Annotated in this window: 15 protein-coding genes, 1 tRNA gene and 3 pseudogenes; 10 read left to right on the forward strand and 9 right to left on the reverse strand. The window is 53.1% G+C overall.

Features of this window, described 5'->3' with window-relative positions; genetic code table 11:
* Positions 1-193: pseudogene (locus AC1EKE_RS05375) on the forward strand (hypothetical protein); the annotation flags it as partial.
* Positions 194-334: 141 nt separating this feature from the next.
* On the opposite strand, the gene AC1EKE_RS05380 reads toward AC1EKE_RS05375, so the two are convergent.
* From AC1EKE_RS05380 to AC1EKE_RS05410, 7 genes and pseudogenes are all read right to left on the reverse strand, one after another.
* Entirely contained in the window at positions 335-1,201 is an 867-nt protein-coding gene (locus AC1EKE_RS05380; protein WP_480308575.1) for a DNA adenine methylase, read from the reverse strand.
* Positions 1,202-1,205: 4 nt separating this feature from the next.
* The gene (locus AC1EKE_RS05385) at positions 1,206-2,591 is read right to left on the reverse strand and encodes a hypothetical protein (protein WP_480308576.1); all 1,386 of its coding nucleotides are present in this window, start codon (positions 2,589-2,591) and stop codon (positions 1,206-1,208) included.
* 109 nt (positions 2,592-2,700) lie between these two features.
* A pseudogene (locus AC1EKE_RS05390) lies at positions 2,701-3,689 on the reverse strand (IS30 family transposase).
* Between the two features lie 256 nt (positions 3,690-3,945).
* A pseudogene (locus tag AC1EKE_RS05395) lies at positions 3,946-5,132 on the reverse strand (site-specific integrase).
* A 356-nt stretch (positions 5,133-5,488) separates the two neighbouring features.
* A tRNA-Ser gene (locus tag AC1EKE_RS05400) sits at positions 5,489-5,573 on the reverse strand.
* 78 nt (positions 5,574-5,651) lie between these two features.
* Positions 5,652-6,524, reverse strand: coding sequence for a sigma-70 family RNA polymerase sigma factor (locus AC1EKE_RS05405; protein ID WP_480308577.1), 873 nt, complete (start codon positions 6,522-6,524; stop codon positions 5,652-5,654).
* Between the two features lie 163 nt (positions 6,525-6,687).
* A complete protein-coding gene (locus tag AC1EKE_RS05410; RefSeq protein WP_297128539.1) occupies positions 6,688-7,560 on the reverse strand; it encodes a sigma-70 family RNA polymerase sigma factor in 873 nt (290 codons plus the stop codon).
* A 268-nt stretch (positions 7,561-7,828) separates the two neighbouring features.
* Here AC1EKE_RS05410 and AC1EKE_RS05415 point away from each other — a divergent pair, with 268 nt between their 5' ends.
* The 9 genes from AC1EKE_RS05415 to AC1EKE_RS05455 all read left to right on the forward strand — a co-directional run bounded on the left by AC1EKE_RS05415 (position 7,829) and on the right by AC1EKE_RS05455 (position 21,307).
* Positions 7,829-8,302 carry an SPOR domain-containing protein gene (locus AC1EKE_RS05415; RefSeq protein ID WP_297128578.1) on the forward strand — a complete coding sequence of 158 codons (474 nt, stop codon included), beginning with the start codon at positions 7,829-7,831 and terminating at the stop codon, positions 8,300-8,302.
* A 132-nt stretch (positions 8,303-8,434) separates the two neighbouring features.
* Positions 8,435-11,479, forward strand: a complete 3,045-nt coding sequence (locus tag AC1EKE_RS05420; RefSeq protein ID WP_480308578.1) for a SusC/RagA family TonB-linked outer membrane protein — start codon at positions 8,435-8,437, stop codon at positions 11,477-11,479.
* A 4-nt stretch (positions 11,480-11,483) separates the two neighbouring features.
* Positions 11,484-12,986 (forward strand): RagB/SusD family nutrient uptake outer membrane protein, encoded by a 1,503-nt coding sequence (locus AC1EKE_RS05425; RefSeq protein WP_480308579.1) that lies wholly within the window; start codon positions 11,484-11,486, stop codon positions 12,984-12,986.
* Positions 12,983-13,759 (forward strand): DUF4843 domain-containing protein, encoded by a 777-nt coding sequence (locus AC1EKE_RS05430; RefSeq protein ID WP_480308580.1) that lies wholly within the window; start codon positions 12,983-12,985, stop codon positions 13,757-13,759. The genes AC1EKE_RS05425 and AC1EKE_RS05430 overlap by 4 nt, the downstream gene beginning before the upstream one ends.
* Before the next feature lie 6 nt (positions 13,760-13,765).
* Complete coding sequence (locus AC1EKE_RS05435) at positions 13,766-15,241, forward strand: hypothetical protein (RefSeq protein ID WP_480308581.1); 1,476 nt, start codon at positions 13,766-13,768, stop codon at positions 15,239-15,241.
* 59 nt (positions 15,242-15,300) lie between these two features.
* Positions 15,301-17,775, forward strand: coding sequence for a zinc-dependent metalloprotease (locus AC1EKE_RS05440; RefSeq protein WP_480308582.1), 2,475 nt, complete (start codon positions 15,301-15,303; stop codon positions 17,773-17,775).
* Between the two features lie 3 nt (positions 17,776-17,778).
* A complete protein-coding gene (locus AC1EKE_RS05445; RefSeq protein ID WP_480308583.1) occupies positions 17,779-20,379 on the forward strand; it encodes a zinc-dependent metalloprotease in 2,601 nt (866 codons plus the stop codon).
* Between the two features lie 67 nt (positions 20,380-20,446).
* Positions 20,447-20,614, forward strand: coding sequence for a hypothetical protein (locus AC1EKE_RS05450; RefSeq protein WP_296164388.1), 168 nt, complete (start codon positions 20,447-20,449; stop codon positions 20,612-20,614).
* Between the two features lie 219 nt (positions 20,615-20,833).
* Positions 20,834-21,307: an SPOR domain-containing protein gene (locus AC1EKE_RS05455; RefSeq protein ID WP_480308584.1), complete on the forward strand. Its 474-nt coding sequence runs from the start codon at positions 20,834-20,836 to the stop codon at positions 21,305-21,307.
* Between the two features lie 434 nt (positions 21,308-21,741).
* Here AC1EKE_RS05455 and AC1EKE_RS05460 read toward each other — a convergent pair whose 3' ends face one another.
* Positions 21,742-22,926 (reverse strand): MalY/PatB family protein, encoded by a 1,185-nt coding sequence (locus AC1EKE_RS05460; RefSeq protein ID WP_480308585.1) that lies wholly within the window; start codon positions 22,924-22,926, stop codon positions 21,742-21,744.
* Between the two features lie 126 nt (positions 22,927-23,052).
* Positions 23,053-25,248 (reverse strand): lamin tail domain-containing protein, encoded by a 2,196-nt coding sequence (locus AC1EKE_RS05465; protein WP_480308586.1) that lies wholly within the window; start codon positions 25,246-25,248, stop codon positions 23,053-23,055.
* Between the last annotated feature and the right edge of the window lie 66 nt (positions 25,249-25,314).

Consider the following 25,314-nt stretch of genomic DNA (forward strand, 5'->3'; position numbering starts at 1 on the left):
TGGAGGAGATACGCAATATCGCCAACTTCCTCAGATCAAACTCCACCCCCATTCTGAGGTACTTCTACCGCAGAGAGAGAGTAACGCCAAGGCAGAGGCTCTTAACCAAAACCTCCAGCGCTTCATCAGCGTCAATTACGGTGCTAGAAACACCGACTTCTTTCTCTACCGAGTCGCCCTCCACTTCTCCTAAATCCCTCACATCAACAAACCCCCTTTCATCATCCTCCCCCTCCCAGCATATCAAAATGCGAATTAGCCCATCAAAATGCGAATTAGCCAAAGTCTTCATTCTGGAAGTCTCGAAACTTTTTGATATGAATATGAGTTATTTTTACTTTATTGAATGATTAAATAATTTGTGTTTGGGAATGACTATATCATCACAAAAAATCATTATTTCTTCACCTTTCCGGGAGTTGCTCACACTATAATTCAACTCAAAACATTGTTGTCTATATTTTGAATATAGATGGGTTATGAATGACACGTTATCATAAGAGACAATCCACTTACAATTTACTATCTCACTTATCGCATTTGCAATATTTTGATGATCTGTGTCATTATAGTAGTTCAGATAAAGCCCTTTCCCTTTTATATAGTAAGGTGGATCTAAATACAATAGAGTGTTGTGAGGTAATTCGTTTTCTAATCGTTGGACTAAAGCAACAGCATCGTCATTTGTTAGATGAATTCTCTCCGCATAGTCTGCTATACGCTGAATCCTTTTTATCAAATCTTCTTTGTTAAACCTTGCATCAATCTTGTAATTCCCTGTTTGATCGTATCCACCTATGATTCCGGCCTTTAAGATTCCAGAACGATTTGTTCTATTTAGGAAGAACGTGGAGAATCCTAAATTTAACAAATCAATATCCTCGTACTCTTTATTATGCTGAAACTCCTTTTGCGTGAACCATGTTTCGACATTTATGGGAGTATCCTTAATTAATTGACAAAGAGCATCCGTATTATTAAGAACACTATGCCAAAAAGCGTAAATAGACATGTCTTTATCGTTTATATATACATCACTAACATATTCATTAAAAAGCAAAGATAAAGCAACGGAACCACCTCCTACATATGGCTCAACATAAGTGCCATCGAGCAATGCATTTTCTTTGATTAAACATTGTACGAAATCAGCAACTTTTGCCTTTCCGCCGGGATACCTTAGGGGTGATAAAAAATCCATAATGTTACTCTTTGTCTATAGAATCCCACAATTGGATAAAAAACTTTTCTATGTTATCCCATCCTGTAATCAAATTGTCTGCTTTAGGATAGAAAAACTCATTATGAACATATGCATTCAATGATTCAATGGACAGGACTGAATTTTTATCATTTATTTCAGCCCTTATACCTTTAGATAAATCATTACTCATTGTTCCTAACTGGTTCATATGATTCAGTACTTTACAAACTTTCCCATTCAAGTTCTCTTTGGAAGAACACGCAGTTATAGCATTGTTTTTTACCAAATCATATCTTTCCAAATAAGCATCAACTGACAATTCTAAAAACACTCTCAGCAGTACAGAAGATGCATTAGGGCATGTTTTGACTTGGACTTGTTTTAACTCCTCAAAGATTTTATTGATTTTGGGGTTGTTGATATGCAAAGTCAAAGTCTTAGGAACTAAGCCACCTCTGTTTCCTATTTTCTTGTTATTAGTCTTTTTTATTTCTCTATGCTCACTATTTACTAATACCTGCTCTTTATTGTTTACAATATCTTGAACGCTCCATAGTTCTAACGCTTCAATAGACAGGTCTGGCTTTTGACTCGTATCAAAATTGTCAATATACTGCTTCCTTTTTTCTCTATTGTAGATTTCTGAAACTTTGAATTCTGGATTAAGAATATCCGTAACAACTTTTACAAGTCCTTTGACGACTTCTGACACTTCAACCTTTGAAACTAAAGTTCCATTGTTAATTCCCAAACCAAGATGTTCTCTAACATATGGGTCTGACACCAAACGTTGCAAGTTGGTGATATTTAGTTTAGATAACGAATCCTTAATCGCATCAGAAACATTTTCTTGCGATTTCAACAAAGTAATAATTTGCAATGGAATCGATGATTTCCCTTCTGTCGTCTCCTCGAATCTTTGCTTTTGTTGAGCATTCCAAGTAACAGTACCGATGCCATTTAACTCTCCCGAGTGTTTACGTTTTATCCAAATATCAGCTTCAGTTGGGTTTTCAAAAACAGCGCAAGTAATATTCTTCAATTCAGAAATAGCATTAGGATTTTCTTTTTGCAATTTCTGAAATTTCTTCCTTAAAGAAATATACTTGTCATCAACTAGTGTTGGATTATTTAATAGTTTTAATGACGTTATTCGCCTATTACCTTCGAGTACTATATATTTGTTGTTATCTTCGTTAGGCGTTACAATGATTAAATCAACGGGACTAAGACCGTTGATTACAATATCATCTACAAGAGAATATAGTTTGTCTCCTTGATCCTCTACCATTTTATCTATAGCTTCCTTTTGCGAAGTTAGAGGCTCAAATCTGTAATTTTCAGTATTGACAAATAACGATGTCAATTTTATTGTTTTTACAACCATAGCAACTCTCATACTTTTTAATCCACAAAGTTACTCAATTTCAGTGAATTTATCAGCAATTGAGCAATGAAAAATGTATGGATTTCTCTTTTTGAAGACTGAGATACTCTCAATTAGCAAGTGCAAAATTAAGAATTTCTTTGAAGAAAGCATTTTTGGGGCTTTTGAAATTTAATTTTTTCTGGGTCTGTCATTGATTTTGTATTGCACATGTTTGATAAATTTGTCTGTAATCATGTTGAAGTCCGTTCCTTTTGGTATATATTGCCTAATGAGTTTATTGGCATTTTCAATTGCCCCTTTTTGCCATGAGGCGTAAGAATCGGGAAAATACACCAGATTGTTGTCTTTCCTTCCCTTAGGGCTCAATGCCGTCGAGATGAGCTTGTGAGAGCAGAACTCGGAGCCGTTGTCGGTGGTGATGGTCTTGATGGATTGTCGATATGGGAATAGCAGTCGAATAGCCACCTTTGCAAGGGCTGTTGGATTTTTTCCTTGTAGTAGCAGGGCCATCAGCAGCATGTTGGTGCTTCTTTCTGTCAGGGTAAGTATCGCCCCTTTTCTGCCCTTCCCTACGATAGTGTCCATTTCCCAGTCCCCAAACCGCTTTCCGTTTGCCTCTGCGGGGCGTTGATGAATGCTCACTCTCTGGGGAATGTTCTTGACCTTGGTCGTGCGTTTGGGCCTCCCGTGGCGGCTATACTTCATTTTGTGCCGGCAATGGGAACTTAACTCTCCCGTCAGGTCGGCCCGTATGTGCTGGTATATCAGTTCATGCGAGATCGATTTCCCATGCGCCCGCATGTATCCCGAAATTTGTTCGGGTGACCAATCCTTCTGCTTCAACAGGTCTAAAGCCTCCCATACAATCAAAGGGTCTTTCTTGCTGTTGGTGGTCGTGCGCCGCCTCCGTTCCATGGCCTTGGCATGGGCCTTGTCCCAAAGGTAATGGCCCTGCTCGGTCATATTGCGCTTAAGCTCCCGACTGAGTGTTGATTGACTGATGCCCACTAATCGGGCAATTACTTTTTTCTGCATCTGTTTTTGGAGTAAGACTAAAATTTGCGACCTTTGCTCCGAGGTTAGTTGACTGTACATTGCAATACAAAGGTAATTAATCTTGGGGAGACTTCGGTCTCCTTTTTTATTGCTTATCATTGCTTGCTGAAAGTCGCCTGTTGCGGGGGGGGGGATTTCGGATTGGGAATGGGGCCGGGGCTTGATGAAGCCCCATCCCCAATCCGAAATCACTCACATTCCCCAGAAAGAAATGAAATCTATAAAGTAATTTTGCACTTCGTTCTGGAATCTACATTTTTGAAGACTGAAATCTATTATAATCCAATTCTAATCACTATCTTTGCACTGTAAAAAGGCGTTCTTTTAATATGAGGCAAAATAAGGTGGAGTATAGACACTCACTGGTTTCCTTATCGTTACCTACCTCCCTTGACAATCAATTTAATCTGTTGATTATTTGATGTTTATAAAATTCTCTATGCCTTGCTAGGTGGAAAGTCAAGTTCTTCTTGATACCACATATATCTGCAATCTCTTTGGGGTATGAATTGGTCTTCTGATTACTAAGGATAGGGAAGAGCTTGCCATCACGATCAGTTTGGTGGCTATATTTACTGATGATGCGCTTAGGGATGTCGAGGAGCAGCACATTGGTCTCCACGCTTGTCTTCTGTCGCTTAGTCATAATCCACTCTTTGCCACCAAGCATCACGATATTGTCGGGTGTAAGATTAGCCACATCAATGTAAGCTAAACCTGTAAAGCAGGAAAAGATGAAGATGTCTCGTACCAGCTCCAATCTCGGGATATTCAACTCCTTGTTGACAATCTGTAAGACCTCTTCATCAGTCAAGAACCCTCTATTCACTGGCTCTAAGTGAAATCGGAAGTTGACAAAAGGGTCGTGATGTAGTACGCCTAACATTTGCCCCAAAATGACGATAGTCTTGAAGGTCTTCATCGTCTTAGTGGCTGTATTAGGATTTTGCCCCACCACCGTGCGTAGGTATAGGTCAAAATCATGTATAATCATATAGGTTAGCTCCTTGAGCTTGAGGTCTCTACGTCTGAGTTTATCTTTTAGGAACTCAGAAAAGCGTCTTTTGCAGACCTTATACTTTTGAAGAGTGGGCGCAGAGACTGAGATGCCAACTCGAGCTGCAACATCTTCATTGTGTTTGTCGAAGAGTTGCATGATGGTATCTATATCTTGTTTTTGCTAAGATGTTCTGACTTGATACGCTCTAACGAAAGCTCATCTGTCATTTCTAACTTGCGAAAGATGGCTTGTAAACCACTTTGGATGTTATCCAGTTGCAAGTTCATATTCAGAGCTTCGGTGTGACGCCCTTTTACTCGCTCTTCCCCGTGTTCCCATTGGGACTGCACGATGGTGATGCCAGTGGAGCCTAGTGACATCCGCTCATTGTTGAGATAGATGCGTAGCATTACTGGCGTTTTTCCTTCCTTGTTCACATATTTGCTGCGTAGGTAGAATGCTGTTCTGAAAATTGATTGCATACATTGTCTGTTTTTATTGTAGCCAAGCATAGAAAGTTTGCGACCGGAAAAGCTACAAATTTACGGTGCTAATAACTCTCTACAACTCGCCTACAAAGCTGCACATAATTGTTTGAACTACAGCAATGTACAAGTACTCCAAACAGACTCTCTACGTACTCTTGGCTACAATTATTTTTTGCGAGAAAAAAGTGTAGCCAGATTGCAGCCATTGTAGCGTATTTTGGGCGTTTCGGCTATCTCAGTAACTACTCTGAAGAGGTAGAGGACTAAAAAAAGTATCGCAACTCGTTGGAGTTACGACACTTACACTTTTTCAGTAGTACTCTCTGGCGGTGTTGCCAGAGTACTTAAAGCGGAGAGGGAGGGATTCGAACCCCCGGAAGCTCGCACTTCAACGGTTTTCAAGACCGCCGCAATCGACCACTCTGCCACCTCTCCAGTATGTTTCCCTTGCCCCCTCAATCGTGGCGCAAAGGTACAAAATATTATCTATCCCACAAGAAGATTTGCTGGCTGTCAGCCTAAGTAGCTCCTGAGATTGGTCTTGTCGCAATCGGTGCGGAGCTGACGGATGGCTTTCTCCCGTATCTGACGGACTCGCTCCCGGCTGAGGTCGATGGCAGCCCCGATCTCATCCAAGCTCATCTCCGGCTGCCCTCCGAGGCCGAAGGTGTGCACCAGCACAAAGCGCTCACGCTCATTGAGGCAATTCATCGCCACACTGATCTCATCGGAGAGGGACTCGTCGATGAGCCGATGATCGACCTCGGGGGCCTCGTCATCGGTCATCACATCGAGGAGGGTATTGGTCTCCCCATCCTCAAAGGTCTTGTCCACACTGATCTCTCCCTTGTCGATCTGGATGATGTCGATCACCTTATCCAGGTCCATATCCAGCTCGTCAGCTAGCTCCTCAGGGGAGGGCTGACGCTGGTAGATCTGCTCAAATCGATCGCGGGCATTCTTCAGCTTGGTGACATTACCTACCTGGTTTTGGGGCAATCGCACGATGCGCCCTTGGTCCCCGAGGGCCTTGAGGATGCTCTGGCGGATCCACCAGACAGCATAGGTGATGAACTTGAAGCCCCTCGATCCATCAAAGCCCTGTGCAGCGCGGATCATACCCAAGTTTCCCTCGTTGATCAGGTCAATGAGAGGCAAGCCAAGATCCTGGTATTGCTTAGCCACACTGATGACGAAGCGAAGGTTTGCTCGGACTAGCTTATCCACAGCCTCGTGAGAGTGCTCATCGTGGCGCTGAATCCGCATTGCGAGCTCAGCCTCCTCATCGGCAGTGATCATTTCTTCCTTAGCCACCTCCTTCATGTAACGATTCATGACCGCATCGTCACGGCTGGTTATGGACTTCTCTATCTTAAGCTGTCTCATTATTGACTCATTCTCCCAGTGTTATCTACATCTCTCCACGCACTAAGTCTCGACAAATAGCGAGCCAAAGCTCTTGTGCTGACATATTTTCTCACCATACTAAGCTTGGAGGCAGGCTCTCCAGAGTCCGTCCCCGAAAGGTTGGCAATGGTGCAGATAGACTTCAACCCAAGTAGGTCTTAAGGTGAGTTTCCTCACTGGCCTCTCGGAGGTGCCGGAGGCCTTTTTCCTTGATCTGTCGAGCGCGCTCACGTGAGACATTGAGCCTCATGCCGATCTCCTCGAGGGTCATCTCGGTCTGACCGGCAAGTCCGAAGAACATCTTCAGCACCTCAGCCTCCCTATCAGGGATCATGGTGAGGGCGCTCTCGATCTCTGTCGCCAGTGACTCATGCATCAGCGAGTGGTCGGCGACAGGCGAGTCATCATCCGGCAGCACGTCCAGCAGACTGCTTGTCTCGCCCTGCTCAAAGGGGGCATCCACGCTGACATCGCGACTATCCAGCTCCAGCACCTCCCGGACCTTATCCTCATCCATCCCGGTGGCAGCAGCCAGCTCTGAGACGGATGGCTTACGCTGATTATCTGCCTCAAAGGCATTACGCGCCTTGATCACCTTAGAGAGGTTACCGACCTGATTCTGAGGGATGCGTACCATCCTCGACTGCTCGGCAAGAGCCGACAGGATGCTCTGGCGGATCCACCAGACAGCGTAGGAGATGAATTTGAAGCCCTTAGTCTCATCAAACTTCTCGGCAGCCTTGATGAGACCAATATTGCCCTCATTGATGAGGTCCGGCAGCTCCATCCCTTGATTTTGGTACTGCTTAGCGACAGACACGACAAAGCGAAGGTTAGCCCTTACCAGCTTATCCAGTGCACGACTCCCCTCTCGCCCACCTCGATGAATAAGCTGGGCCAACTGCACCTCCTCGTCCGGGGTGATCAACTTCTCCCGACCGATTTCAGTAAGGTACCGCTCCAAAGAATCCGAGTTGCGGTTAGTGATAGACTTTTGGATCTTAAGCTGTCTCATGCGTAAGTAGTAGTGTGAAAGCACGCCAAGGCTATGCCATTGGTAACGGCAAAGATACCAATTGTTTTAATTCTCAAATAAGCCCAAATAGCCCTCTTCAGAGAAGCGCCCTCAGGACCAGCCCTCGAACTAATACCGGTATTAGTACGTACTAATATCGGTATTAGAAATGAGCGAGTGAAGCTAAAATAATTGGTGAACTTTCCTGAGAATAGGTACATTTGTAGACTGCTTAAGAAACAAGTAATAGAAAGAAATAAGAATCATGATGAAAAAGAATGTACTCGTAGCAGCCCTCGGGCTCCTGCTCATCGGCAGTTGTATGACCTCCTGCAAGCCCAAGAAGAGCGCTTACCGCTCTATGTATGAGAAAGCGAAGCAGCGTGAGGTGGCCCAGCAGAGCACCTATCCTCAGGAGGAGCCGATCGTCGTAGCCGACAACTCGGACGTCCGGGAAGAGAAGCTCTCCGTCCCCGAGGGCGAGAGTGCCCCCAATGGCATCCGCACCTTCAGCGTCTGCATCGGCAGCTTCAAGAACATCACCAACGCCCGCTCACTCCGCGAGCGTATGATCAGTGAGGGATATGGCGAGGCAATCCTGGCTCAGAACGAGTCCGGCATGTATCGTGTCCTCGTCACCGGTCACGACACCAAGGAGGCCGCTGTCCGCTCGCGTGATGCGATCATGCAGAAGTACGCGCCCGCCTTCAGCGACGCCTGGATCGTCCGTCGCGCCTACTGATCTGCTGCTTCAGTAGAGTAGGACCACAGCAATAGCGGGGAAGCGTCGTAGGACCGACCTGAGACGCTCCCCCGCTGCGCTTACTCATCACCCGTCTACTCACACCCATACAGTCACCAACGTAATAGAGATATGACCAATTCACTCAGAGCGACAGCCCGTATGTCGCTGACTCTATCAGCTCTCTGCGCCACCCTGATGCTCGGCAGCACTCCCCTGCGAGCGGAGGTGGCAGAGACCTCCTCGTCCGGCAGCGAGGTCCAGGCAGAGAAGTTTATCGTCACCGGTGTGGTAAAGGATGCCTCCGGTGAGACACTGCCCGGTGTCGGGATCCACATCAAGGGACAGGAGGGAGCCTTCGGCACCAATGGAGAGGGAAAGTTTGAGATCAACATCAAGTCCCGGACTGCCACCCTGGTCTTCTCCTACATCAGCTTCAAGACTCAGGAAGTGAAGGTCAAGGCGGGGGATAACATCACCGTGGTGATGAAGGAAGACACCGAGCTCCTCGAGGAGGTGGTGGTGACCGGATTTCAGACAAAGAGCAAGAATAGCTTCACCGGCTCCTCCACCACGATCGATAAGGAGAAGATGATGGCCATGGGGACCCAGAGCATCATGCAGGGCATCGAGGCCTTCGTCCCCGGTGTCGTCTCGATAGACAACTCCCTGATGGGCTCCAACCCCAATGCCAAGCCGGAGCTGAATATCCGCGGGCGAGCCACCTTTGAGGGCAAGGCCAATATGCCTGTCTTCGTGGTCGATGGGTCGATCGTCACCTCGGACTTCGTCTTCGATATGGATATGAACGACATCCAGTCCGTCACCGTCCTCCGCGACGCCTCCGCCACCGCACTCTACGGAGCCAAGGGCTCTGCCGGTGTCGTTGTCATCACGACACGCCCGATGGAGGGCGGTAAGCTCAAGCTGAGGTACAATGGGACCATCCGGAGCTCCATACCGGACCTCTCCGACTACCACCTGCTGGATGCGGAGCAGAAGCTGGAGTATGAGCGCCTTGCCGGGGTCTTCTCGGACGACAATCCCGAGGAGCGGTACAAGAAGGAGCTGGAGTATGCCGCCATCCGCGAGCAGATCGCCCGCGGGGTAAATACCGACTGGATGGCCAAGCCGCTTCGCGTCGGACTGTCTCAAAACCATAACATCAATATCGACGGAGGCGACAACTACGCCCGATACAGCCTCGGACTGCGGTACGGCAAGGATCAGGGAGTCATGCGCGGCTCCGGTCGTGATCGCCTCAATACGACCTTCAAGCTCTCCTACAGCAAGGACGAGCTCTTCTTCATCTCCAACCTCGCTCGCGTGAGCTTCGTCAATGGCCAGGACTCTCCCTACGGAGACTTCAAGAGCTTTGTCGATGCCAATCCCTACGACAGCCCCTACGACAAGGACGGCAACCTCCGCCATCTGCTGACTCACAAGCTGATCAACCCACTCTACGAGGCAACGGCGGGCAACGTCAGCCGGTCGAGCGACTTTGACTTCTTCGACACCCTCACCTTCCGTATGTGGCTGGCAGACTTCCGCATCGATGCCGACGCCACTCTCCAGAGAGGGAAGTCGGAGCGGATCAACTTCGTCTCCCCTCGCTCCGGTAAGGAGCTCGAGAAGGCTAAGCTAAGTCAGCGAGGAAGCCTCTCGGAGACCTTCTCCAAGTCGAGCGACTTCTCTGGCAAGCTGATGCTGTCGTACAATAAAAATGTCCTCGAGGACCTCTTCCTCAGCGCCATGGCGGGGAGCAACATCGAGTATCGCACCTACCAGATGTCACGCTACAGCTCTGTCGGGTACTACTCAGACAAGCTGCCCAACCCCGGCTTCTCCTCCGGCTACCCTGCCGGTGGTCGTCCGGTGAGTGAGGATAGGATCATCGCCGGAGTGGGCTTCTTTGCCAATCTCAATGCGATCTACAAGGAGAAGTACTTCCTCGACTTCATCTACCGCTACGAGGGGTCCTCTCTCTTCGGTAAAAACTCCCGCTTCGCCCCCTTCTGGAGTGCCGGTATCGGATGGAACATCCACAAGGAGCCCTTCATGAAGGACCTGAATGTCAATCTCCTCAAGCTCCGATTCAGCACCGGCTACCTGGGTAATGTCTCCTTCTCTCCCTATCAGGCATTGACCACCTACCGCTACGGCGAAGACCTCACGTACGTCAAGGGCGCCGGCGCCGTGCCGATCACGATCGGGAACCCTGATCTGCGCTGGGAGCGGACTCAGAATAATAACATCGGTCTCGACCTCAATGTCCTCGACAACCGATGGGACCTTTCACTCGACCTCTACCTGAAGATCACCGACAACCTCCTCCTCGACGTCACCAAGGCGCCCTCTGTCGGTGTCGCAACCGCTAAGGAGAACGTCGGAGAGATCGAGAATAAGGGTATCGAGCTCAGCACGCGGATCGTGCCGGTGAGGACCAAGGACTGGAACTGGACCGTCGCCATGACCTACTCCTATAATAAGAATAAGATCCGCAAGATCAGCGACGCTCTCAAGGCACAGAATGAGAAGAGCCTCGCAGATAAGGACAGCCGTATGCCTCTGCCGATCTACGTGGAGGGCGAGTCGCTCACGACGCTAAAGGTGGTCCCCTCCGCCGGTATCGACCCGGCGACAGGTCGGGAGATCTATATCAAGCGTGACGGGAGCTACACCTTTGACTACGACCCGAGGGATAAGGTCACCTTTGGCGACACGAGCCCTCTCGCTACCGGTATGGTCAGCTCTTACCTCACCTACAAGGGCTTTACCCTTACCACCGGACTGCGCTACCAGCTCGGTGCCATGGACTACAACCTGACGCTCGCCAGTCGTGTTGAGGGAGCTGATCCGAGGAAAAATGCCGACGAGCGAGTCTTCTCCGACCGCTGGACTCAGCCTGGAAATCATGCTTCCTACAAGAACATCGCCGATGCCTCCGTGCCGATGCAGACAAGCCGCTTCGTGGCAGTCAATAACTTCCTCGACCTGAGCTCTGTCTCACTGGCGTACGACTTCAAGCCGATAGACCTGAAGTACTTTAGTCTGAAGAATATGAGGCTCGAGCTACTCGCCAACGACCTCTACCACTTCTCCACCATCCGTAGGGAGCGAGGGCTCTCCTACCCTTACGCGCGATCCATCGAGATGACCATCCGCTTTACACTCTGAAATCATGACTACACAGAATATCCTATCTAAGGCGCTGGCGACGATGCTCACCCTCGTGCCGGTGACACTCCTGACGACCAGCTGCGATAAATTCCTCGACATACAGCCCAAGGGCACGATGCCCAAGGAGGTGCTCTTCCGGGATGAGCAGGGATTTAAGGATGCGCTCTACGGCATCTACGCCTCCATGGCGGATGCGACTCTCTATGGGGGCAACCTCACCTACGGCTTTGTCGACAAGCTGGGGCAGATGTTTATGTACAATAATACCGAGAATGAGGATACCTATATCCTCCGGTATGATTACATGAATCTGAAGGTACGCCCGACGATCGACCAGATCTGGACCAATCAGTACGCAGTGATCTCGTATGTCAATGAGCTGATCGATGCCTATGAGACTACCGACCTCAAGGGCACCACGCTTGACATGATCGGGGGCGAAGCGTACGCGCTGCGGGCATTCCTCCACTTTGACCTACTCCGTCTCTATACAGCCGACTATGCTCAGCGTGCGGGACAGAGCGGTATCCCCTATGCCTACAAGGCCGACCTGCAGAATAAGCAGCTCTACTCCATCGAGGACAGCTATAAGAATATCCTTGCCGATCTCGACAAGGCAGAGAAGCTCCTCGCGTCGGATGTCAGCCTCTACCTTCCGATGGGCACCTCCGTCGATGTCTACTTAGACGAGCGGTATGCGCACCTCAATAAGTACGCCGTCTTGGCACTCAAGGCGCGAATCTACTACACGATGGGAGACCTCACGGAGGCAGCCGCCTACGCCCGCATGGTCATCGACGCCACCGCCACCACTGCCGATGCACCGGAGGGGACGATGAAGCTCGGGCTGGCCGAGAAGGGCGACTTCGAGAGAGTGAAGCGCTATCCGGCTCATGGAGAGCTGCTCTTCGGTCTCTATGCGCCTCGTATAGCAAAGACCGTCTACGACACATTCCTCCAGAATACCTCCTCCGGCAGCTTCACCGAGGCGAGGACGGATCTCAAGGAGCTCTACGAGACGGACAAGTTTACCGCCACCAGCGTAGACCTGCGGTATGGGCTTTACTACAAGGAGCTCTCTGGTGGACTCACTGCATTTACCCGCCTGCTGTCCAATGAGGCTGAGCTGAATAAGGGAGACTTTGAGGGTCTGACCCTGATCCGCCTGCCGGAGATGTACTACATACTCTCCGAGTGTCTCTACGACAGCGACCGCACCCAGTCTCTCGAGCTGCTCAATGCCGTCCGCAAGAGCCGCGGCCTCGCCGAGATCGATCCGGCCAAGGTGGACACCAAGGAGAAGTACATCAGCGAGATGATGCGAGAGCGTATGCGCGAGATGCCGGGCGAGGGACAGATCTTCTTTGCCTACAAGCACTACAACCTCCCGATCCTCGACCGTAGAGGAAAGGAGTCCATCCCGGCCTCTAATGAGATCTACATCCTCCCGTGGCCGGAGAAGGAGAGAGAATTTGGCTTCACCGCTGAGACCAATAAGAAATGAGACAAAAGGATTATCTTATGAGAAGCGCCATACGACTGCTCACCCCACTCGCCCTCCTCGGGCTGCTTAGCACGAGCTGCAATAGGATCACATACGAGGGGGACTTCACCCCCGATGGTCAGTTCATCGGCTCCTCAGCCATTTACTTTGACCACAAGCAACAGGCTGACACGCTGCAAGCTTATTCCTTCGGACCACTTCCTGCAGAGGTGGAGACGCATATAGTCAAGATTCCTCTACGCATCGTCGGTGATATCCCCACCAAGGACCTTACCTATCACGTCGAGGCAGACCCTGAGGCATCTACCGCCCGGTCAGGGGCACACTATACGCCCTTAGAGACGTCCTACCACTTCCGCTCCGGTGCGGTGACTGATACACTCCGAGTCGAGCTACTCCGAAGTGGCATATCGCCGGAGGAGTCAGAGGCTCTACGACTTGTGCTGAGACTCAAGTCCAGTGAGGATCTGAAGATCGCCTTTGAGTCAGACAACCTCCAGGTGATCACCTTCGACAACTATGTTGCGGAGCCCTACTGGTGGGTCTACTACACCTATTATTTTGGTCCCTACCACCGCCTTAAGTACCTCAAGCTGCTGGAGTACTACGACAGCGACCCGGCAGTACTGGAGGCAGCACTCAGTGATCCAAAAAAGAGCGTCAAGCTTTTTGTCAATTTCAAGAAGGTGTATGATTACTTCAAGGCCCACCCCGAGCTGGAGGTGCCACTACCGGACCTTGATCCATCTACATCCATTAGCTTCGAGGAGTAATTAATTATGACACACACTTTATATAGGATCTCCCGGATAATCCTGCCGGGACTACTGACCTGCTCGCTGCTCACCTCGTGCTTCAAGGACCACTCGACCGACCCGGAGCAGCCTGTCACCGAGATCACAACCTCTGAGCAACTCAAGGAGGTCTACACTGCCGATGAGGGGCGACTGCTGGAGATACCGGCACCCAAGCTGACACTCAATGGTCCATCCAAGGATGTCAAGTACTCTTGGGAGGTGGGCTATGAGGAGGTATCGACGGAGCCAACGCTCAAGTATCACTGCTCCAAGCCGGGTCTCTATCCGGTGCGCCTCCTGATCTCCAATGGCGAGACAACTCTCGTCCAGCGATCCACGATCAACGTACAGTATCGCTTCCGCCAGGGGCTCTACCTCCTCGCTGAGGAGAGCGATGCTGCCACGATCGGCTTTGTGGAGCCCTCGCAGCCCGACAAGGAAGTGGACTACGATGTGCTGACGCTCAATAATCCTGCCGGCACTTTTGTAGGGACACCCCACGATCTCGCCTTTGTGACCAATGTCACTTATGGCTATAAGGGCTTCCTACTCGCCTGTGGCAGCAACCTCTATATGATCGAGCCTGATCAGATGGAGCTTGCCACGACTCTGCCCCTAAAGTCGGAGATCACCACCCTACAGGGTACATGGGCGGACTCCAAGGGACAATTTTTCTACAACGGCAGGTTCGGAGACTTCAATATCAGTACACAAGATGCTTTCAACAGCGACCTTAAGTCAATCGCGTCGAAGCTGGGCATCGCACGAGAGAAGCTCAGCCTGGCTCCTATGACCGCCTCTTGGCTCACCGACAAGGATGACCCGAAGAAGATCGACGGCTATCTCGCCTACGATAACGGAGCTGAGAAGATCGTGGCGAAATACAAGGAGGCGCTGACCAAGTACAGTGTCTGGTTTCCCGACGAGACAAAGGGTTACAGCCTGACCCACATGGTCCTTACCGGGGACCGGCTGCGGGTGGCACTCTTCCTCAAGAGCAAGAGCGATGAGACGATCAAGCATCTACTGATCAATCCGGGGACTCACAATGTAGCAAAGGCTAAGCGAGTCCCGGAGGAGGTCCTCCTCTCCAAGGAGGTGCCTACTGAGGCTCACCTCGATGCCTCCTCCGTGATGACCTCCGCCCCGACGCGTAGCTTAGTCCTCTACAGTGGCGCCGACGGCAGCGGCATCTATGCCTACAACACCATGTCGCAGGGCAACTTCCCCACCACACCCCTCATCTCACTCAGCAAGGACGAGGTGGTAGTCGATGTGGTGGTGGACAAGGATGACCGCTTCCTCTACATTGCCCTGAATAGTCGGTCGGGCTCCACTGCGAGCATCCGGCAGATAGACCTGACCAAGGACAGCTACCCCGTCGTACACGAGTGGAAGGACCTTCGCCTCCCCATCACTGCCATCGCACTCCGCGAGGATTACCCGATCAATAACTAATACAAGACTGCAAAGGAACAGACATGCACTCAACCCCTAAGATCCCGGTGGAGGGATGGATGCGGAGACTACTACTACTCACGCTCCTACCGATGCTGGGACTGGCACCCATCCACGAGTCTTACGCCAAGACAAGCAAGGATAAGTATAGTCAGCTCTTCAGAGACAAGAAGGTCGAGACCGTCAAGGGTGGCCTCGTCACCCTCCACAAAGTGGAGGACAAGCTCTACATGGAGCTGCCCATCTCGGAGATCGGGCGGGATATGCTCCTCGGAGCGACGCTCTCCAGTGTCTCTGACGGATCGATCCTCACGATAGGCGACCGCAGCGAGGAGCCCCTGCTGATGCGCTTCGAGCTGCAAGACAGCACCGTGGTGGTCAAAAAAAATAACACGATCGTCTACTCCAAGGAGGCAGACGAGCCGATGAAGCAGGCGCTCGCCCTCAGCTACCGCGACCCCTCCGTAGCGGCCTACTCCGTCCTCGCCTTCACACCGGACAGCAGCGCAGTGGTCTTCGACGCCACCTCTCTGATGGCGCGCGAGAGCACACTCGTGCGGGTGATCCCGAAGGAGTCCGGTGACCTCAAGCTGAGCGCCTCACCGGTATCCTCCCTCTCCTTCATCAAGGGCATGAAGTCCTATGAGGACAATGCTCAGGTGCGTGTGGAGCTTAACTACAAGCTCTCCGCCACCTTCCTCGGCATGGTCTCCGTGGCGAGCGATGTGCCGACGACGGTCGAGGCGACCTTTACCCTGCTCCGACTGCCGGAGGAGACGATGCCGATACGCATCGCCGACACCCGCGTCGGGACCTTCACCACCGGGCGGCTTAATTTCTCCACCCTCAAGGACAAGACCGACAACATCTACATCGCCCACCGACAGCGGCTTGAGCCGGCAGACTCCGCCACCTACGCCTCCGGTGGACTCTCCAAGCCCAAGGAGCCGATCGTCCTCTATCTCGATCCCGCATTCCCCGAGGAGTGGAAACAGCCAATCCGAGACGGTATCCTGGCGTGGAATACATCCTTTGAGAAGATCGGATTTAAGGACGCCATCGAGGTAAGGGATTTCCCCGACCCCTCCACCGGCTTCGATCCGGACAATCTCAAGTACTCCTGCATCCGCTACATCCCCAATCAGGGAGAGAATGCCTACGCCCCCTCGTGGGTCGACCCGAGGACGGGAGAGATCATCAGCTCGACACTCTTCATCTTCAATAACATCGAGCAGCTCTTCTACAAGTGGTACTTCACCCAGAGCGCCCTCGTAGACCCCTCGATCCGCAACTTCCCGCTCCCTAAGGAGAAGCGGGATGCGATGCTCACCTTCTCCGTCAAGCACGAGATGGGGCACATCCTCGGTCTGTCGCACAATATGATCGCCACGGCGGCTGTCCCGACCGACTCCCTCCGGAGCGCCTCCTACGTACGAGCTCACGGTGTCACCCCGAGCATCATGGACTATGTCCGGCTCAATTATGTGGCACAGCCGGGGGACAATGTCCCGATGACCCTCCCCGAGATCGGTCCTTACGATGATTATGTGGTCGAGTGGCTCTACCGCTACTTCCCCCTCTTCTCACAGGACATCTACGCTCAGGCAGAGGTGCTGGAGAAGTTTGTCTCCTCCAAGGCAAATGACCCGATCTACCGCTACCTCCCGGAGCAGACCAATGTCTACGATCCGCGGGTTATCTCGGGCGACCTCGGCGACGACCCGATCAAGAGCAGCGACTATGGGATGAAAAATCTCGCCCGCATCTCTCACGACTTCCCCAAGTGGATCACCGATGACGAGGACACCCGCAAGAAGGATAAGCTGGACCTCGCCATCTCACAGACCTTCCACTCCCTCGTGAAGAACGTTATGCACCAGATCGGTGGCATCTACGTCAATCCCTCGATCCCCGACGCGGAGCACCCCATCTACACCGTGCTCCCCCGCGAGACTCAGAGAGCCTCACTCAAGTGGGTGGTGGACCAGATCAAGGACTTTGACAAGTATGCCAATCGAGAGCTCGAGTGCAGGAGTCAGATCCGTATCAGCTACTACGATCAGCTCTACGAGTTTCTGATCAATGACCTCTACAACACCCGTATGCGCGTCCTCACAGCCGAGCACCTCGTCCCCGGCAGCTACTCTCAGCAGGAGTACTTTGAGGACCTGACGAAGGAGGTCTTTGCCTCGCTCACCGAGCATCGCGACCCCACCCGAGCAGAGATCCTTCTGCAGAGAGGGTTCATCAACCTCGGTCGGGCGGTAGTCACCGACACCAAGGTCCCTACAGTGATGGTCCCCACTGCACTCAAGGGGTACCGCTCCGAGGTCTCCTTCGGTGACCCGACCCGAAGCCCCTACCCTCAGATCCGTCTGGAGGACATCGACCGGTCGAGCATCTACTTCTTCGCCGCACTCGAGAGACTGCGTCCCGAGCTGGAGAAAGCGGAGAAGTGGGCCAAGAGCCCCGAGGCCAAGGCCCACTACAGCGTGCTGCTCTTCAAGACCAATAAAGCACTGAAAGGAGAGTAACCCATGAGACGACATCATCCCATCCTAATACTACTCCTCATCCTCACCGGCATGCTTAGCGGCCCTACGACCCAGGCGCAGATCCTCCGGTCCAAGCGCGCTGTGGCTCGTGAGCGACAGGAGCAGCGTATGCGGGAGCAGACCAAGTCCCCCTACGAGCGCTTCTTCACGACGGACACCACCTCGATGAGGTCCGCTCAGGGACCCTTCTTATCCCTTCACCTCAAGGAGAAGCAGCTCTATATGGAGCTCCCGAGTGAGTCCTTCGGTGAGGAGATGCTGATCGCAGCCACGGTATCGGACATTTCCAACCCCCAGCTCGGACTCCCCGGCTTCAAGAATAGCGGACCGATCCCGATCCGCTTCATCCAGAAAGACAGTGTCGTCGTCATGGAGGTGGTAAATAATGACCTCCTCTATGACCCGACCGACAAGTCGGCATTGGTCAAGAATATCCGGAAGAGCTATACTAATGTCTCGCTGCACAAGTTCCCCATCACGGGACTCAGTAACGACGGCAAGTCTGTCCTCTTTGACGTCACCGACTTCTTCCTCAATGAGCAGCGCTTCTTCGACGCGCTGGTCTCCGAGGTGGGCTCCTACCGACTCTCCAGCAGCCCGCGACCCGACCTCTCGAGCTTCACCTCCGTGAAGTCCTTTGAGACCAATGCCACCGTAGGCGTCGAGCGCACCTCCTACGTCACGCTCACCAATAGCAGGGGCAAGGGACTGGAGGACTACCCGACCACATACAGTGTCACCTACTCCCTCCTCCGCCTGCCAGCCGTGCCGATGACACCGAGACTGAGCGACACGAGGGTCAATTTCTTCCTCACGGAGAAGGACATCCTCCGGAGCGACAATCACCAGATAGAGACGGTCAATTTCATCCGTCGCTGGCGGCTCGAGCCGGTCGATATGGAGGCCCTTAAGAGGGGTGAACTGACCGAGGTCAAGAAGCCCATCGTCTACTATGTCGACGACAACTTCCCCGAGCGCTGGAGAGCCGGGATCAAGGCCGGTGTGCTGAGGTGGAATAAGGCCTTTGAGCGCATCGGACTCAAGGACGTCGTGCAGGTGAGAGACTTCCCCAAGGACGACCCGGAGTTTGACCCCGACAACCTGAAGTACTCCTGCATCCGCTACGTCCCGGTCGGCATCGAGAATGCCATGGGCCCCTCCTGGTACGATCCACGCACGGGAGAGATCATCAATGCCTCCGTCATGGTCTACAGCAATGTAATCAAGACGCTCAATAACTGGCGCTTCATCCAGACGGCACAGCTCGACCCCGCAGTCCGTAGCAAGGTACTCTCCGACTCCCTCCTCACCGAGTCGCTGGAGTATGTGATTGCCCACGAGGTGGGTCACACCCTCGGGCTGATGCACAATATGGCCGCCTCAGCCGCCTACTCCGTCGACTCGCTCCGGTCGCCCTCCTTTACCCATAAGTACGGCACCACGCCCAGTATCATGGACTATGCGCGGTGGAATTATGTGGCACAGCGGGAGGACAAAGGGGTCTCCCTCGACCCGCCCTACCTTGGTGCCTTTGACTACTACGCCATCGAGTGGGGGTATAAGGTCTTCCCGGAGCTGGAGGACAATTTCTTTGCCGAGAGCAAGGAGCTCCAGAAGTATGTCTCCCGCCATGAGGGCAATCCGATCTACCGCTATGGCGTGCAGCAGGTGGAGAGCCGTCTCGACCCGACCGCCATCGAGGAGGATCTGAGTGATGATCCCATACGCGCCGGTGAGCTGGGAATGCGCAACCTCATGTACATCACCGAGCACCTCGATGAGTGGATCACCAACGACCCGGGAGCTGAGCACCGAGGAGAGCTCTATGAGCAGATCCTGGCACAGGCCTATGGGTACTACCACAATATCTTTATGATGGTCCCCGGCATCATCCTCCGGCAGACGAGTGAGTCCTCCGGGATACCGAGGCATCAGGTGCTCCCCAAGGAGCGGCAGCGCGAGGCAGCCCTCTGGCTCATAGAGCATGCGGAGGACTTCCGCAAGCTCGGGCTTGAGAAGCTGGTGGGTCACATCCCCTACGCCTCCCTCCGCCCCTTTGACCTCGTGCAGCAGGATCTCCTCAAGATGACGATGCTCAATACCGGCAAGCTCGCCATCTCCTATTACTTCGACTCCGACTCCTACTCCCCTATGGAGTATCTGGAGGATGTCTATAGCCATATCTTTGGCCCGACTCTACGTGGCGCCTCGCACCTCAGCGAGACAGAGATCGCCCTGCAGGAGGCCTTTGTCCGCTACCTCAATGCCTCGCTCCAGTATGGGCTGCAGAACGTCTATCCTGTCGGGCTTAAGTCTGACGCCCTCAGCCTGAGCTATAAGGCTGACAAGACCGTCTGCAATCACGCCGGAGAGGAGAATGGGCTGCTTGGCTTCGGCAACGGCAACGGCTTCCCGGAGCACCTCTGGGCGCAGACCGTCAATATGACCAGCGACTACACTCTGAGCTACGCTCTGAAGGTACGGGACCTGCTCAAGCGGACCATCCCTCGGACGAGGGATGCCAACCTCCGCGCTCACTACCGACTCCTCCTCGGCCGGCTTGACAAGTCCCTCGACAAGTGATGAGGAAAGAGCAGGTAAATGGTTAACTTTGCTGAGAACCTTAGTAACCAATTAGAAACAAACCATTATGAGAGCAAATGAGATCAGTAGCGGCCTCTGCCGCCTCGGAAGATACATCGGTGATGAGTCCATGGAGGGAGGCTGCAAGGCCCTCGTCCTGATGGGCGCCCTTGGCGGGGCCGCCATCACCTCCATCGCCTTTGTCGTCGGAGGTCTGCTTAGCGATAAGGACTAAGTAGATCTCTGTCTAGAGGTTGTCCCTACCTGAGGGCAGCGACCGATCCACAGCGATCCGTCGCTGCCCTCTGACGTATATCGATGATAGAGGGGCAGCACCACCTCTCGATGGTAGGGCACCTATGACTACCTGCTGGATCCATTCGCTAACTTGATCAATAATCGCTACTTTTGTACACACCAAATACGAACAATAACTTTAGACACTATCATTATCATGAAAAAGAATGTACTCGTAGCAGCTCTCGGGCTCCTGCTCGTAGGTAGCTGCATGACCTCCTGCAAGCCCAAGAAGAGCGCTTATCGCTCAATGTATGAGAAGGCTAAGCAGCATGAGATCGCCCAGCAGAGCACCTATCCTCAGGATGAGCCGATCGTCGTAGCCGACAACTCGGACGTCCGGGAGGAGAAGCTCTCCGTCCCCGAGGGCGAGAGTGCCCCCAATGGCATCCGCACCTTCAGCGTCTGTATCGGTAGCTTCAAGAACATCACCAACGCCCGCTCACTCCGCGAGCGTATGATCAGTGAGGGATATAGCGAGGCGATCCTGGCTCAGAACGAGTCCGGCATGTACCGTGTCCTCGTCACCGGTCACGACACCAAGGAGGCCGCTGTCCGCTCGCGTGATGCAATTATGCAGAAGTACGCGCCCGCCTTCAGCGATGCCTGGATCGTCCGTCGCGCATACTGACGCCACTAAGCCCAACGTCTGTTCCGTAGGAGTATAGGGTTTACCAACGGCTAAAATCAATTGACAAGCGGGAGAGTGCCCATCTTGACAATAGGCGCTCTCCCGCTTTTTCTTTCTCTCATGACCGATAGGTACCTCTGTCAATAGGGTCCTGTGGTTCACTTAACCTCTGTTCACTCCCCAAGTAATGACCCTTGCAGCTCTAAAGTAGGTGCGAGGTGTGGTTCTGAGAACTCTCTTCCCTATGTCTCTGTCATGTATTACTGAGATGGGGCTGTCGCCAAGAAACACACAGATGAAAAATCAGATCACTTGACTTATTGCTCCGCCATTACATCAGGGATGGCGAAGTATATCATAGATCCAAACAAGAGAGAGGGCCGGCTCGTACGATTGTACGGGCCGGCCCTCTCTCTTTGTATCAGCTCGAGCAATCAGGCTTTCCGCTCGCGGAGACCCTTCGCCATACGCTTCATGGCCTCCTCGATGATAGAGCGGGGCTCGCCGACATTGAGTCGCATGAAGTAGTCTCCGCCGGTGCCAAACATCCGACCGTCATTCATGAAGACGCCACACTTCCGGATCAGGAAGTCGACCAGCTCATCCGGGTCATTAAAGCCGGCATCGGTGAAGTCCAGGAAGATAAGGAAGGAAGCCTCGGGGCGGATCATCTTCACACCAGGCATCTCCCGCCGGAGGTAGTCTTGTACGAAGTCGACATTCGCAGCGATGTAGTCCATACAGTCGCGTGACCACTCATCCCCCTGCTCATAGGCGGTGGCAATGGCGTCATAGGTCCAGCAAGAGGCTGCCTCCAGTCCACACTGCAGCATGTAGGCAAAAGCCTTCTCCCGCAGTTCCTTATTCGGAATGTAGAAGTGTGAGCCGATCACACCGGGCATATTGAAGACCTTAGACGGGGCCATCAGCGACATAGTAATCTCGCGAGCCTCCTCTGAGATGGAGGGGAAGGGATGGTGCTGCACGCCCCTGTAGCTCAGGTCAGCGTGGATCTCATCACTCATGATGAGCACTCCATGCTCGTGAGCCATGTGCGCCACGCGGCGTAGCTCCTCGTCGCTCCATACCCGACCACCGGGATTATGCGGGTGGCAGAAGAGCAACATCTTGGACTCCGAGAGAGCCTCGTCGAGTCTGTCCCAGTCGATGTAGAAGCGCTCATCACGGACAAGCAGAGGCGCCTCGACTAACTTGCGGTTGCTGCCGCGGATGACGTTGGCAAAGGGATAGTAGACCGGGGGAAGGATCGTGATCCCGTCACCCTCGTGCGAGAAGCACTGGATCAGCTTGTAGTAGCCGGACACCACACCCGGTGTATAGGAGATCTCCTCCTTTTCGGGGCGAAAGCCGTAGCGCTTCTCAAACCAACTCTGAATCGCCTCAAAATAGCGATCCGGAGGGCAGGTATACCCCAGTACCGGATGCTCAAGACGCTTACGGACAGCATCGCCCACGAAGGAGGGCGTCGCGAAGTCCATATCTGCGATCCAGAGAGGAAGGATATCCTCGTAGTCGCTCTCGAAGTGACCATAGCCGTCATACTTCATACAGCTGGTCCCCCTACGGTCGATGACCTTGTCAAAGTCGTACTTTGCCATAATGCAAGATTAAAGTGTTATGTATTCTGTTAAGTCAGTCCCAAAGGTACAAATTGTTCTGCTTTCTCTATGCACCCATAGGACCCAACTGCTGAAAAACATACCGACTGCCCTTCCCACGGGAAGTCACATGGCGCCGGCATGGACCCACTTACCTGAGTAGGTGAGCGGAAGAAAGTCCGGATCGGGAGGGGTGAAAGTCACACGCACCACGACGATCAGTGTCGGCAGAGGGGCCTTTCCGTCCTGCAGTTTTTCGATAAAAGGTCTCACCTCCCCACCCTCCTTCCGGTAGATCTGCTGCCCATCAAGGGTGAAGAGCTCCAGCGTCGCCAATTCCCCATACAGTGGCAGGAGTGCCATCATCTGCTCATAGGAGAGACGTGGGTCGTCCGGCCAAGTGCCCGCCGATCCGTTCTCCGTTGACGAACTATTGGGACGTCCCGGAGTACCTCCACGGGAGGCATCGGAGGCACGCTGCCAAGCGCTCTTCTTCGTCCCGTCAGCGTGTGGAGAGACGCGCTCAAGTGAGTGGCGAGTCCGGTCAGCAGCAGTGTCGCCCAGCCATTGACGGCGATAGACGACCTGATCTATGGTGGTACGATCCGCTCGGGCCACGAGACTGATCTCGCTGTAGGTGGAACTAATGGAGGGAAAGTCTATCCGCTCCACAAGCGTGGAGGGGTCGCAGAGGGGGTAGAGGCGCACCAGGGCGGGCGGATAAGGGGTCAGCACGGCATAGCTCTTCGCCGGCAGTGTGTAGGGCGAGACCACTAAGGGCCATGCAGAGTAGGAGCCATCGGGACTGTTTCGGAAGCTCATATAGACCCCCTCCAGCTCGATCGGATGAGAGGAGGTGTTGTAGAGCTCGATGTACTTCTCCCCGACACTCTCTGGGGAGAGCATCAGTTCGCTCACCACCAGCGCACCCATTGCGAGCGTACCGTAGGGTCTCATAAGTGATGGGGCGCCCGGTGTACCGCCCATCGGGGCTGTGGAGTAGCGCCACTGCGGCGGATCTGACTCTACCCGCTCCATGGAGTGTCCCTCTCGCTGCAGTCCCGGCTCATAGAGTCGGTCGTCCACCACCACCCTGTCGATGGATTGCCCATCCCGCCCCTCCAGGCTGAGGACAAAGGAGCCGCTCATCGAGGGGAAGTGATCCATCGGCAGTGTGTGGGCAATCTCCTGCAGTAGCTTATGCTGTGAGGAGTGGAGGACCACATAGTCTCCCGGAGACAGCGTAACCGGAGGCAGGTCGTAGGCGGTAGTCCGGCAGCGGACGATCACCCGCCCGAGATCCACAGGAGCTGTACCCCTATTGGCGATCTCCACATAGGGGACCCGCGCTAGAGGACCCACCGTCGGAGGATCGATCATGATCTCTGAGATGATCAGCCCGCTTCTGTCCTCTGCCGATGGACGCTCAATGGAGGTCTGCCACTCACCCACAGGACCATCCAGCGTCTCCATACCGGAGATCCTGACATCCATGGGACCACTGTCGGAGGGCGAGGTGACCGGCAGGATCACCTCACTCAGCGTCTCGCCATAGGCGACCCGAGTCTCCCTCCCTCCGACCAGAGCCACCGCTCGTGAGAGGTCTACCGGTTGACTCAGGTAGAGGACAAGGGTACCATCACTCCTCCGGGCAGACCGCAGGAGACGTATCTGTCCAAGGCTCCGATAGGGGGAGTGAAAGGTCGGCTCGGTCCAGAAGGTCGAGCTCATCCGCCCGGAGGTGAATTTCACCCTGAGCGAGAGCACTCCCTGCGGTCGGCCGTCAAGCTGCACCGCAACATCGGCATGCCGCACGCCTCCCTCCGGCGAGAGCATACTCAGCGTCATCTGCCGTTCGCCATCATAGACTACCCTCAGAGCCACCCTCTGCCACGCCTCGTCCGGAGATATCAGCGGATGGCGCAGCAGCACCTCCTCCTTCCCTGTTCCATTCGCAGGAGAGAGTGTGCGGACAAGCCGCACCTCTAGTCCCTTAGGATCCGGACAGAGGGTATAGGTCTCAAGCCCCGCCTCCGTCTGTGTGCTGAAGAGATCCAGCGCAAAAGTATTGTACCTCGATGGTCGCCGGTCGTAGTGGCACTCCATCGTCCACGCCACCGGTACACCGCTCCTCAGCTCATAGGATCGGTGGATCTCCGCCTCCTCGCCTTCCTGAGCAAGCGGAGTAAGCGTGAGCCGACCATTCTCAAGGGAGAATAGGTCTATGTCACCACTCCAGCCTTCCTGAGCGAACCCCAAAGAGAGGAAAGTCAGGAGAGCAAGCCCCGCCAGCACGTAGCGCCTAAGTCTATCCCACCTCACACTCCTACGATACGGAAAGAGCTACCGACCGGCATCTAAATGCTGATCGATAGCTCTTTTTTTCGT

The sequence above is a fragment of the Porphyromonas sp. C0041D3 genome, assembly GCF_056590575.1.

Bases quoted from the DNA above. Each gene is read 5' to 3' on its own strand.
- AC1EKE_RS05405 (WP_480308577.1), bottom strand. From the start codon at position 6,524: ATGAGACAGCTTAAGATAGAGAAGTCCATAACCAGCCGTGACGATGCG.
- AC1EKE_RS05455 (WP_480308584.1), top strand. From the start codon at position 20,834: ATGAAAAAGAATGTACTCGTAGCAGCTCTCGGGCTCCTGCTCGTAGGT.
- AC1EKE_RS05435 (WP_480308581.1), top strand. From the start codon at position 13,766: ATGACACACACTTTATATAGGATCTCCCGGATAATCCTGCCGGGACTA.
- AC1EKE_RS05440 (WP_480308582.1), top strand. From the start codon at position 15,301: ATGCGGAGACTACTACTACTCACGCTCCTACCGATGCTGGGACTGGCA.
- AC1EKE_RS05415 (WP_297128578.1), top strand. From the start codon at position 7,829: ATGAAAAAGAATGTACTCGTAGCAGCCCTCGGGCTCCTGCTCATCGGC.
- AC1EKE_RS05385 (WP_480308576.1), bottom strand. From the start codon at position 2,591: ATGGTTGTAAAAACAATAAAATTGACATCGTTATTTGTCAATACTGAA.
- AC1EKE_RS05420 (WP_480308578.1), top strand. From the start codon at position 8,435: ATGACCAATTCACTCAGAGCGACAGCCCGTATGTCGCTGACTCTATCA.
- AC1EKE_RS05450 (WP_296164388.1), top strand. From the start codon at position 20,447: ATGAGAGCAAATGAGATCAGTAGCGGCCTCTGCCGCCTCGGAAGATAC.
- AC1EKE_RS05460 (WP_480308585.1), bottom strand. From the start codon at position 22,926: ATGGCAAAGTACGACTTTGACAAGGTCATCGACCGTAGGGGGACCAGC.
- AC1EKE_RS05380 (WP_480308575.1), bottom strand. From the start codon at position 1,201: ATGGATTTTTTATCACCCCTAAGGTATCCCGGCGGAAAGGCAAAAGTT.
- AC1EKE_RS05425 (WP_480308579.1), top strand. From the start codon at position 11,484: ATGACTACACAGAATATCCTATCTAAGGCGCTGGCGACGATGCTCACC.
- AC1EKE_RS05410 (WP_297128539.1), bottom strand. From the start codon at position 7,560: ATGAGACAGCTTAAGATCCAAAAGTCTATCACTAACCGCAACTCGGAT.
- AC1EKE_RS05445 (WP_480308583.1), top strand. From the start codon at position 17,779: ATGAGACGACATCATCCCATCCTAATACTACTCCTCATCCTCACCGGC.
- AC1EKE_RS05430 (WP_480308580.1), top strand. From the start codon at position 12,983: ATGAGACAAAAGGATTATCTTATGAGAAGCGCCATACGACTGCTCACC.